General features: G+C 41.4%; 6 protein-coding genes, 1 tRNA gene and 6 pseudogenes. 8 read left to right on the forward strand and 5 right to left on the reverse strand.

Annotated elements, in window-relative coordinates; translation table 11 throughout:
• Positions 1 to 54: 54 nt before the first annotated feature.
• Positions 55 to 1650, reverse strand: a pseudogene (locus ACXAC4_RS20765) (cation:proton antiporter); the annotation flags it as partial.
• A gap of 918 nt (positions 1651 to 2568) precedes the next feature.
• Between ACXAC4_RS20765 and proB the strand changes: the two are divergent.
• Together proB and ACXAC4_RS20775 are read left to right on the forward strand one after the other, a co-directional pair.
• A pseudogene (gene proB / locus ACXAC4_RS20770) lies at positions 2569 to 3678 on the forward strand (glutamate 5-kinase).
• Positions 3675 to 4941: pseudogene (locus ACXAC4_RS20775) on the forward strand (glutamate-5-semialdehyde dehydrogenase). The pseudogenes proB and ACXAC4_RS20775 overlap by 4 nt, the downstream one beginning before the upstream one ends.
• Positions 4942 to 5084: 143 nt before the next feature.
• Here ACXAC4_RS20775 and ACXAC4_RS20780 read toward each other — a convergent pair.
• Positions 5085 to 5161, reverse strand: a tRNA-Ala gene (locus ACXAC4_RS20780).
• A 166-nt stretch (positions 5162 to 5327) separates the two neighbouring features.
• On the opposite strand from ACXAC4_RS20780, the gene ACXAC4_RS20785 reads away from it, so the two are divergent.
• Together ACXAC4_RS20785 and ACXAC4_RS20790 are read left to right on the forward strand one after the other, a co-directional pair.
• On the forward strand, positions 5328 to 5714 hold the full coding sequence (locus ACXAC4_RS20785) for a putative periplasmic lipoprotein (RefSeq protein WP_054552444.1): 387 nt from the start codon (positions 5328 to 5330) through the stop codon (positions 5712 to 5714).
• Positions 5715 to 6219 (forward strand): annotated as a pseudogene (locus tag ACXAC4_RS20790) (prolyl-tRNA synthetase associated domain-containing protein).
• Here ACXAC4_RS20790 and ACXAC4_RS20795 read toward each other — a convergent pair.
• Positions 6186 to 7325 (reverse strand): annotated as a pseudogene (locus ACXAC4_RS20795) (MFS transporter). The pseudogenes ACXAC4_RS20790 and ACXAC4_RS20795 overlap by 34 nt on opposite strands.
• A gap of 232 nt (positions 7326 to 7557) precedes the next feature.
• Here ACXAC4_RS20795 and ACXAC4_RS20800 point away from each other — a divergent pair.
• The 4 genes from ACXAC4_RS20800 to ACXAC4_RS20815 all read left to right on the forward strand — a co-directional run bounded on the left by ACXAC4_RS20800 (position 7558) and on the right by ACXAC4_RS20815 (position 10606).
• Positions 7558 to 8097: a DUF2058 domain-containing protein gene (locus tag ACXAC4_RS20800; RefSeq protein ID WP_063701878.1), complete on the forward strand. Its 540-nt coding sequence runs from the start codon at positions 7558 to 7560 to the stop codon at positions 8095 to 8097.
• Positions 8098 to 8200: 103 nt separating this feature from the next.
• Positions 8201 to 8524 (forward strand): c-type cytochrome, encoded by a 324-nt coding sequence (locus tag ACXAC4_RS20805; protein WP_054552448.1) that lies wholly within the window; start codon positions 8201 to 8203, stop codon positions 8522 to 8524.
• 129 nt (positions 8525 to 8653) lie between these two features.
• On the forward strand, positions 8654 to 9421 hold the full coding sequence (locus ACXAC4_RS20810) for a class II aldolase/adducin family protein (protein ID WP_054552449.1): 768 nt from the start codon (positions 8654 to 8656) through the stop codon (positions 9419 to 9421).
• A 9-nt stretch (positions 9422 to 9430) separates the two neighbouring features.
• The gene (locus tag ACXAC4_RS20815) at positions 9431 to 10606 is read left to right on the forward strand and encodes a mandelate racemase/muconate lactonizing enzyme family protein (protein WP_475165091.1); all 1176 of its coding nucleotides are present in this window, start codon (positions 9431 to 9433) and stop codon (positions 10604 to 10606) included.
• Positions 10607 to 10672: 66 nt separating this feature from the next.
• Here ACXAC4_RS20815 and ACXAC4_RS20820 read toward each other — a convergent pair whose 3' ends face one another.
• Positions 10673 to 11047 (reverse strand): hypothetical protein, encoded by a 375-nt coding sequence (locus ACXAC4_RS20820; RefSeq protein WP_054552451.1) that lies wholly within the window; start codon positions 11045 to 11047, stop codon positions 10673 to 10675.
• Positions 11028 to 11233: pseudogene (locus tag ACXAC4_RS20825) on the reverse strand (hypothetical protein); the annotation flags it as partial. The gene ACXAC4_RS20820 and the pseudogene ACXAC4_RS20825, both read right to left, overlap by 20 nt.

Below are 11233 nucleotides of genomic sequence, written 5' to 3' on the forward strand. Positions count from 1 at the left end.
CTATTTTTACTTTTGTTTTTGCTTGGCTTAGTACGTATTGCTAAGGTTAACCGATCCTTGTGGCTGACAAGCACCTAAACGGGCATAAGCGCCATTGTCGCCAAACAGAATTTGTCGTGACAAGAAGGTCGCACTGTCTTTATTCGCTTTTGCATGGTTAGTCGAAGAGCGCAAAGAAAATACATTCTTTTCGTCGAACAAATGCGAGAAGTATTGTACGCCTAATGCATTGTGATGGCGGTTCGGTGAAAGCGCGAGTACGCTACGAATTGTTGTTAATGGTAAATACCGCTCCGCATGCTCTGACTGCGGATTACCATAGTAACAAGGTAAGCCATCCATGCGTGCCATTTTACAGTTTTCCCATGCAGGATCAGATAAGTGCACCGGAATATTTTGATCTTTTAAGCCGCAAGCAATAGCACGGGCTACATGGTTTGCGCCAATAATTAAAATAGTATTTGGCGCAGGCTGGCGTACTTTTAATAACTTTGCCAACGGTGTTGCTGTAAGGCTTTGCAGTACTACAGTAATAATAATTACAGTAAATATAAGTGGCACTATTTTTTCAGCATCGGCAATGCCAGCTTCGACCATACTTAGAGCAAATACAGAGCCCACCGCAGCAGCAACGATACCCCGTGGTGCAATCCACGACAGAACTAAGCGAGACTTAAGTGGTAAATCAGTTTTAAAGGTCGATATTGCAATACAGGCTGGGCGAGCCACAAAAAGCACGATGGCTAAGAAAATAAACACATCGCTATGTAACATCATTAAATCTGATAGCTGTAGTCGGGCTGCAAGTAAGATGAACAGTGATGAAATTAAGATCATCGAAAGGTCTTCTTTAAATTCAAGCACAGAGTCAATTTCGAGATCATCTTGGTTAGCAAGCCAAATACCAAACACGGTAACAGCGAGTAGGCCAGATTCATGGCTTAGGTGGTTCGAAACCGTAAAGCTAATCAGTACTAAGGCTAAAATGCCAAACTTGTGTAACTCAAATGGTAGCCATTCTCGGCGTATCAGCAATGTGGTAAGCCAACCTGCAACGACACCAATGGTTAAACCAACTCCCAGGGTTTTAAAGAGCGCGATAATGGTATGACTCAGTACTTCGCCTTGACCTACAAGCATGACAGCTTCAAATACTAGTACTGCGAATAATGCACCTATAGGGTCTATAACAATACCTTCCCAACGCAAGATGCGGTCAATATCTTGAGTAGGTCTCATAGAGTTTAACAGCGGCGCAATAACTGTAGGTCCAGTTACAACAAGCACCGCTCCAAGTACTGCAGCAACTCGCCAGTTCAGCTCTAAAATCCAATAAGCGCTGAAGCTGATTACTAAACAAGTCGTGAGCATTCCTATAGAGCAGAGGTTACGAACTACCTTACCAATCCCTTTTAACTCTCTGAAGTGTAAGGTTAGTGAACCCTCAAATAAGATCACCGCCACACTTAAAGAAACTACAGGGAAGAGTAAATCACCCAGTAGAGCGTCAGGTTCTAGTACGCCACTAAATGGCCCTAAAACTAAACCTGTTAGTAGTAAAAATAAAATAGCGGGTACGCGAAACGCCCATGCGACCCACTGTGCTAATACTGAGCACAATGCAATCCCTGCTATATAAATTGCTGACATAGAATAAATTATCCTTTTGTTACTACTGTTCAAAAAAGGTCGAATCACATTATTTATGATGTAATGCAATCCTCAATTAGACCTTTGAAATAAAATTGCCTGCTTATTAAAGCTTACTCATCACTATAGACACAAGCAAACTTGATGCTTCAAATACGATTTTAGTCGTTATTACTACTTTTTGGGGTTATATCTAAAACAAAAGTCAGGTTTGCAGAGAAAAAATCATTAGGGCTAACATATGGTAATATAACTTATTGTTAAAAAATATTTATTTTTCCTATTTATGGCAAGTATAAAAGCTTGTGATTACTTTTCGCCTTAATCTTTACCCCTAATTTCCCGTATTATATTTCGTGTTCAAACAATTTGATATCTAAATGTTTATCGGTGTTGCTACAGTTTTCTAGAGCTTTACCTATAAATAATCAATTGTTTGTAACAATTTTAGTGTTTTATACACTTTGTTTTCTAATTAAATAGAAATGAGCTTCCCCGTGTTCAGTGTGTATTTATTACGTGTTGAATAGAATATAAGTTCATTATCTGGTCAATGTTTAGTTCCCATCGTGGCAGCTAAATCTCGGTCATACAATCTACACCCTATCTGTTGGTGTACCAGATTGTATAGGCTCTATGTATGTTGTTATTAATAAAAGCCTCACACAGCTTTTTACAGCGATACATAAACAACACTTATCTCTTTTTATCAACTTATGGTTTATAACCGTTTGGTCTACTGACTGAATAAAAGTTGTGCTATATCTAATCGCAGTACTTGCGTGGCGTAGTCGTGTGCATAGATAAGTTGTTTGGCAAAGTGATAATAGTCAGTGCGTTTAGTAAAGCTAAACGCGAGTCTTTTAATCAGTGGCAAATTGGCACTGAACAGATAGTAAAATGGAAAGTTGAACAGTTATGCAAAAGTTAAATTGGCGACGTATAGTACTAAAAGTAGGTAGCGCATTAATCGCACCCGAACAAGACGGGTGTCGCTCACGTTATTTACTGACCATTGCACAGTTCATCGTTCGCTGTCGAGCGCAAGGTATCGAAGTTATTTTAGTATCATCGGGTTCGGTAGCTGCTGGTTCGCATTTATTCCCTGAACAAGAAAAGCGTTCAGTGACGATGAAAAAAGCAATGGCTGCTGCCGGTCAGACAGAAATGATGGCGATGTGGGATCGTTTCTTTGATTTCCCATCAGCACAGATTTTATTAACTCATGGTGACTTACGTGACCGTGAGCGTTATACCAGTATTCGTGAAACAGTTTTCACCTTACTGGAGCATGGTGTATTACCTATCATTAATGAGAATGACACGGTAACAACTGATGATTTAAAAGTTGGCGACAATGATAACTTGTCGGCAATGGTAGCCGCAGCGGCGGACGCAGATGCATTGATGATTTTTTCGGATGTTGATGGTCTTTATGACAAAAATCCGAATTTACATGAAGATGCAGTGCTTTTACCAGAAATTGATAGCATCGATGAATCAATTTACGCCATGGCCGGTTGTGCAACCAGTGCCGTTGGTACAGGTGGTATGAAAACGAAAATCGAAGCGGCAGAAAAAGCCACTTCACATGGTATTACAACCTTTATTTTAAATGGTTTTAAAGAAGAGACATTTAACCGACTGCTTGCGGGTGACAACCCAGGTACTATCTTCAAACCATATGAGAAACCGATGCAAGAAGCAGTGCATTGGATGACTCACACAGCTAACGAGCAGGGTGAGCGCTGTCGTTGAAGGTTCATTCGATGAATCATTAAAAGATGAAGACGGTTGTATTCGTAGCGATGAAATCGTTGCAGTACACGGAGAATTTGGCGTAGGCGATACCATTTTAGTTCGTAGTGATGATGGTACGCGTCTAGCAAAAGCAACAGCGAACTACAGTAGCTGTTTATTGAATTTTATTGCTGACAACGAGCAAAGTGAATTTAGCGAAAAAATGCAAGATTCAAATCAGGCCCAGTTGTTTCAGAGAAAGATATCGCATTATTGGAGAAGTCATGAGTTTAATTACGGATATTTCGAGTCAAGCTGCAAAAGCTGCAGACCCAGTTAGCTTTACTTGATACTGCTACTAAGAATCAAGTGTTAACTGAGATGGCAGAGGCGTTACGCGAAAAGCAAAGCGTTTATCATCAAAGAGAACGAAAGCGATTTAGCGGCAGCACGTGATAATAACCTTGCTGCGTCTATGATTGACCGTTTAACGCTAAACGATGAGCGTATTGAAGCAATGGCTGAAGGCATTGAAGTCATTGTTAGCCTCTGATTATCTGGTAGGCAATTACGCGCAAATTTCTGAGTGTCCAAACGGTATCTAAAATTAGCAAGATGCGCGTACCACTTGGTGTTGTGTGTATGATTTATGAAGCACGCCCGAATGTGACGGCTGATGCCGGTGCGTTATGCTTTAAATCGGGTAATGGTGTTATTTTACGTGGTGGTAAAGAAGCACTTCGCAGCTCGCAAGCAATCGCAAGTGTAATGCACAAAGTACTTGAAAAGCATGGTTTACCTGCTGCGTTGATTCTCAGTGCATCCCAAATCCGAGACCGTGGTCTGCTCATGGAGCTGATGCAACAGCGTGACACTATTGATTTAATCATTCCGCGTGGTGGTGAAGGTTTAGTTAATTTTGTAACAGAAAACAGTACTATTCCAGTGATCCAACACTTTAAAGGTGTATGTCACCTTTATGTAGATAAAGACGCTGATTCATAACGAGCAATGGATTACGTTAAATGGTAAAACCCAGCGTACAGGTGTGTGTAATGCCCTAGAAGGTTTAGTGGTTCATCAAGCATATCGCTGATGAGTTTTTAAACCTATGTGCAGTTGTTCTTCGTCAAGAAGGCGTTAAAGTAAATGCAGACGCGAAAGCTGCCGAGTATCTTTGATAATGCAACAGTACTTGCTGACGACGAGTTTGGTGAAGAGTACTTAGATTTAGAAATCGCAATTCGCGTTGTTGACCTGACTTCGCCGGTGCCAGTAGATCATGTTGCTCAAGTTCGGTAGTCAAACCACACTGAAGTGATCGTGTACTGAAGACCAAGCTGCGGCGCAGGCTATTCCAACGCAGCAGTGGATGCATGTGTGGTAATGGTTAACGCTTCTTCGCGCTTCTCTGACGGTGCAGCCAGCTTAGGCTTAGGTGCCGAGATTGGCATCGCGACAACTAAGCTACATGCTTACGGTCCAATAGGCCTAGAATCACTGACAACAGAAAAATACCTAGTGAATGGCGAAGGCCAAATTCGCGACTAATCACTAAAAAGTAATTGCTTTAAAAAGCCGGGCTTTGCTCGGTTTTTTTGTGTCTAAAACAAATAAATAAAATGAATCGAAATATGAATATGAGTTTGTTTAGATATTTAATTTGGCAGATTGCCTAAAAAGAGGTAGTAAAGTGGTGGAGCTAAGCAGGGATCGAACTGCTGACCTCCTGCGTGCAAGGCAGGCGCTCTCCCAGCTGAGCTATAGCCCCACATTACTAGGAATACAGGATGCTTAAGTCTTGCGTCCAAGCGGGGTGAACTTTAAATATTTTTGCATTTGTGGTCAAGTATTTTTTTTAAAATGTTCGAATTTTTACTCTGTAGTTTTATTTTTGGTAGACTAAAGCGCATTCACTGTTTAAGGCTTATCCAATAATGAAAAAAATAGCATGGCTTTTGGTTGTTTTACTTGCCGGTTGCGCAAGCCAAGAAGAAGCGCCTCCTTTTGAAATCAATAATAAACAGTTTTACGAAAAGAATGACGAGCAAGGCAATAAAATCTTTGCCTATGTGGTGTCAGTTAAAGCACAGGGCAGACGCCCGATTAATCTCGATAAGCCAATGACACGCCGGCAGTTTAAAGATTTTGCCGAGCAAGAAGTATTTGAAGAGTCGAGCAACTTAAAACTTATGCTAGAAGACCAAGCGGTTGAATTATTAAATGAAGAGCTTAAAGAGCGACAATACTGCGACGATAAACACGTTATTGACGAAGTATTATGGCGTGATTTAAGTGTGCAATTACGAGGACGTTGTTTGTAAATGTATGCAGATAAAAGCAAGTTAGCTGCTACGCTAGCTCAATTAGATATTAATTATGATGTGGACTGAGCATCCACCATTACACGGCAGCTTAGATGCCGATAAGTTTATGCTGGATCGACCGGGCACTCGATTAAAAAACCTGTTTTTACGAGATAATGAAGGTAAGCGCCACTTCTCAGTGATCACTGCTCACGATAAGCAGCTCGACTTAAAAGCCATTGCTCAGCAGCAGGGGTTATCGCGCTTAGGGTTTGCATCTGATGAGCGATTAGCGCGTTATGCTGTTAAAGTGCCACCGGGCTGTGTTTCTATGTTAGCACTGTTAAACGATAAGCAAAATAATGTCACTCTTTGGCTAGACCAAGAAATTTGGTTTAACGAACTTTTTCATTGTCACCCTTTTGAAAATACCGCCACTTGGCTGATGAAAAAAGAGGACTTAGAGCTATTTTTTGAAAGTACCGGGCATCAACCACGCATTGTATTTCTACCAGCCAAATAAACTAAGCTTAAACCTACTAAGCAGACTAAAAGTAGCACGGTCATAAAGGCAACTTGGCCGTGTTGCTGATATACCAGCCCTGGCAATAATGAACCTAATGCCCCACCGCTATAATAAAACGAGACATAACCGCCATTGGTGACACTTGCAGGTGCGCTGCTGATTTTATTTACCAATGGAGCGGCACTTGAGTGGATCACAAACATTGCACCGCAAAAGCCAGTAAAAGCAACCACAAATAATAGTAACTGTTGACCTCATCAATAACACCATCGTCAGGCTATAGAATACAAAAACGCGGGTTCCAGTAAACGCCAAGGTGTTGATGACTTTCGTAACAGCCAAGGTGTGGCTATGGAAGCCAGCGCGCCCAGCAAGTAGCCGCTGTAAACCAGTCCGATGTCTCGGGTGTTAGTGATAGCAAAACTGTCTTGCAGAATGAAAGGTAAATAATTTAACAGTGCCGCAAAACAAAAGAACATACAAAACACTGCTCCGTAGAGCTTTAATACCAACGGATCTTTTAATTGCTTTAGATACAACAGCGGCGACTTGGCAGCATGAATACTCGCACCTTTGCTTGATTTAGGAATGGCGAGTGCAAATAGTACTAACCCAAGCGCAATTACATAATAAAAACTTTGCCAGCTTAAAAAGTCAGTAAACAAGGCGGCGAGCATACGTCCGAAGTAGCCACCAACAATGGTACTGCCAATGTAAAGTGTCATATTACGTTGTAATTGGTCGGCCTGAAAAGTCACACCAATATAACTGGTCATAGCGGTGAGCGCCGCAGGGAGAGTGATCCCTTGTATAAAACGAACCAGCAATAGCAACTCAAAGCTTGGTGCTAAAGTAAAAGCGATACAGCTGATTGCTAACACAAACATGGCAATCTTTAAAATTGTGAGTGGGTTTCGCTTAGCTAAAAACAAGCCATACACTAAAGGAGCAATGGCTAGTGGCAACATAGTTGCGGTCATTAAGCTACCAGCAGTGGCTGGCGATACAGAAAAATGACTGGCAAATAATCCAAGTAAGGGTTGTGGGGCGTATAAAACAAAGAAAATAAACACAGAGCAAAGTAACAAATGTCGCAGCTGCATTTTTAGCTCCCAAGAGGAAAAGCCCTAGCTTATCGGGTACAGGTTTTTTTACAAGTTCAAAGGCGACTAAAATGATAAATCTTGCGTTAAATCAATATGTCATGATTTCATCGCGTGTTAATCTCATATCAATATACTCGATTGCTGTGAATCAAGTGGGCTCAGTACTGTTATTTGTTGGCAGAGCTGATTAAAATAACCCTAATACGCATTAATAAATTGGAATTTCGTCATGGGTTCATTACAAGATCAATTACTTAAAGCTGGTCTTACTACGGCACATAAAGCTAAAGTAGCCAAAACAGAAAAGCGCAAACAGCAAAAGAAGAAAAAGAAAGGCGCCACGAGTAATCCTAGCGATCTGCAAAAACATATTGAACAAACTAAGCTTGAGCAGCAGAAAAAAGCCGACGAGCTTAATAAAGCGCGTTTAGAAGAGCAAAAGCAACGTGAGCAAGTAGCGCGCGTTAAACAGATTTTAGAGCATCACAACCAAGATGAAATCCGTGGTGATCGCACATTTAACTTCACTTATCAAAATAAAGTGAAAGAGCTCGAAGTAAATGAAAAAACACAAAAGGCCCTAGCTGGTGGCCGATTAGCAATTTGTGTTTTAGAAGGCCAATTTTTTGTACTGGAAGACGAACCAGCACGAAAAGTCGCTGAAGTCAGCGAAGACTACATAGTGTTCCATGTTGAGCCTGAAGATAAGCAAAAGGATGAAGATGATCCGTATGCTGATTTTGAAGTACCTGATGATTTAATTTGGTAGTGACTGTTTCTATTGCCGTTACAATTTTCGGGTGCAATATTGTTAAATCATGGTCTACACTAAAGAAAATGTTTAATAACCCGTCAAAAAAGAGAAAATAGATATGAGCAAGATCACGAAAATTTTATGTGGGGCTGGCATTGCAATGGCTGCAAGCCTATCTTTCAACACTATGGCTGCGGATGGTGCAACACTATACACAGCTAAGCTTTGCCAAACTTGCCACGGTGCAGAAGGTAAAGCGCCTATCATGCCTCAGTACCCTAAATTAAATGGTCAAAATAAAGAGTACTTACTAGCACAAATGAAAGACATTAAGTCAGGTGCGCGTAGCAACGGTATGGCTGCTGCGATGAAAGCAATGGTTGCAAACGTATCTGAAGAAGAAATGGCTGCAATTGCTGATTACTTATCACAAGTAAAATAAACACCATTTTAGCGTGAAAAGGCCACATCAATTGATGTGGCCTTTTTGTATCACCTATTGATCATCTATTAATAGTAATTTAGACTTCTATACATCTATTTGTGCAGTGTCACATATACAAGGTTTTCCATGTTTGACTTACCAAAACTCGATTTAAAAAATAAAGTATCTGAACAAGAATGGCAGCTTCGTGTTGATTTAGCTGCATGTTACCGTTTAGTTGAGCACTTTCGGTGGGGGGATTTAATTTATACCCACCTATCGGCACGCTTACCGGGCACAGATCACTATTTAGTTAATGCATTTGGTCTTAGTTTTGATGAAGTGACGGCATCAAACCTTGTAAAGGTCGATTTAGCTGGCAATATTCTTGATGACACGCCATTTAAAATTAATCCGGCTGGTTTCACTATTCACAGCGCTATTCATGAAGTTCGTGATGACGCTCACTGTGTTATTCATTTACACACAAAAGAAACCATTGCCGTTGCAACGCAAGAAAAAGGCCTATTGCCACTGAGCCAATACTCAATGTTCTCATTGCCATCATTGTCTTATCATGGCTACGAAGGGTTAGCGGTAAACAGTGATGAGAAAAAGCGCCTGCAAGATGATTTAGGCACCACCAATCACATGTTATTGGTTAACCACGGTGGCTTAACCGTTGGCCCAACGGTGGGGGATGCGTTTATGCGCTTTTATGATTTGCAGCGCGCCTGTGAAATTCAATTGGCTATTCAAGCCAGTGGTCAAACGGCAATCCCGGTACCACAACCTATTATCGATAATATTTATAATCAAGCGAATGTCGTGCATAGCGGCAGCACCGGTGGCCAGTTGGCTTGGCCGGCCATGTTGCGTAAAGCTTATCGTCTTGATCCTAGTTTTGCTCAGTAAGGAGTAACCATGAAAGTTAATCGCGTCGAAGTGTTCGATATTCATTGTCCAGACAGACCTGCTTGGACACCTGTTTTTGTGCGTATTCACACCGATGAAGGTATTAGCGGTGTGGGTGAAGCGGGTCTGGCTTATGATTTAGGTCATAGTGCAGCTGCGGCAATGATCAAAGAAATGGCTGATGCCTTTTTAATTGGTCATGACCCATTTCAAACAGAAAAACTGTGGTCACGAATGCTGCGCGAAAGCTTTTGGGGTTTAGGTGGCGGTCCTGTTGTGTATGCAGCAATGAGCGCCATTGATACTGCACTTTGGGATATTAAAGGTAAAGCATTAGGCTTGCCTGTTTACCAACTATTAGGTGGTAAAGTTAACGATAAGCTACGTACTTATGCATCACAACTACAGTTTGACTGGGACAGCGAATTTAAAGCGCTTGTTCACCCAGAGGAATACGCAGAAGCAGCGCTTAAGGCGATGGCTGAAGGGTATGACGCGGTAAAAGTTGACCCAATCCAGTACGATAAAAACGGCAATACTTATTACGATCGCACTAACATTATTTCTCGTGCAGAAATGAAGTTATATCGTGCGCGTATGCAGGCTATTCGTGAAGCAGTCGGTGACGAAGTTGACATTATCTTTGAGTGTCACAGCTTACCAGGCGCAACATCAGCAATTCAAATTGGTGAAATTGCTGAAGAGTTCGATCGTATGTATTACGAAGAGCCTGTGAATTACTTAAATCATTCATTACACGCAAAAGTTGCTGACAAAGTAGCGGTGCCAATTGCAGGTGGTGAACGTTTGTATAACCGCTGGGGGGTGCGTCCATACTTAGAAGATCAAAGTATTGATGTGCTACAGCCAGACTTAGGCCTGTGTGGTGGTTTCACTGAAACTAAGAAAGTGTGTGATTATGCTGATATCTTTGATGTGCGTATTCAAGCTCACGTGTGTGGTGGCCCTGTAGCAACTGCAGCTTCGTTACACTTAGAAACTGCGATTCCTAACTTCTTAATTCACGAACATCACACCTACGCGATTAAGAAATGGAACCGTGAATTGTGTATTCAAGATCCACAACCTAAAAATGGTTTCTTCCAAGTATCAGAAGAGCCAGGTATCGGTATTGAATTAAATGATGAAGTCGTTATGCGATCTCAACGTGTTGAGATTAAGTAATATTCACCAACATATTAGTAAAAAAGCCCGCAAGGGCTTTTTTTATATCTACTTTTTAGCTTTGAATTAATCAACTGGTTTGCATTTCACCAAAGGAAGAGGCTCGGTCGCTTTACTATCTAAATGGCGCACAAAGCATATTTGGTTTTTAATAAGTAGCTCAAAGCGCTCTGGCATTGACAGTTGCTTGCCCATTATAAGGTTACCTTGCCCATCCATTACATTCATACTGTCAGTGACAAGCACACTGGTATTCATAAAAGCATCATCAGCAACAGCAATTGGCTTGCTGTGCATCAACCTTGCGATGCCTTGCGCTATTAGTTCACTTTGCGGCTCAGTAAGCCGTGCATGTTGCAATTTAGGTGTAGGCTCTTGGCTTTGAGCACTACAGCCTAGTAAGGTCAAAAGCATTAATAAGCTAGCTAATTGAACTCTCATGATTCGCTCCTATTGCTTCAATATTTTCACTTTGTTGAAGCAAGGTTGAAGTTCGTATATCACGTACTTGCGGCGTATCGTTATAAGTAGCAGGTGCAAAGCCTTGCTCACTGACTGTTGAAGTAGCTACTGGACAGCGTCCATTCTCTCGATAGCTAAGTGCAGCACTGAGCATTGCTTCATTTT

The organism is Pseudoalteromonas sp. AWM4_233 (genome assembly GCF_056158285.1).

Excerpts from the sequence above, each read along its gene's own strand:
- ACXAC4_RS20785 (WP_054552444.1), top strand. The coding sequence starts at position 5,328 with ATGAAAAAAATAGCATGGCTTTTGGTTGTTTTACTTGCCGGTTGCGCA.
- ACXAC4_RS20800 (WP_063701878.1), top strand. The coding sequence starts at position 7,558 with ATGGGTTCATTACAAGATCAATTACTTAAAGCTGGTCTTACTACGGCA.
- ACXAC4_RS20805 (WP_054552448.1), top strand. The coding sequence starts at position 8,201 with ATGAGCAAGATCACGAAAATTTTATGTGGGGCTGGCATTGCAATGGCT.
- ACXAC4_RS20810 (WP_054552449.1), top strand. The coding sequence starts at position 8,654 with ATGTTTGACTTACCAAAACTCGATTTAAAAAATAAAGTATCTGAACAA.
- ACXAC4_RS20815 (WP_475165091.1), top strand. The coding sequence starts at position 9,431 with ATGAAAGTTAATCGCGTCGAAGTGTTCGATATTCATTGTCCAGACAGA.
- ACXAC4_RS20820 (WP_054552451.1), bottom strand. The coding sequence starts at position 11,047 with ATGAGAGTTCAATTAGCTAGCTTATTAATGCTTTTGACCTTACTAGGC.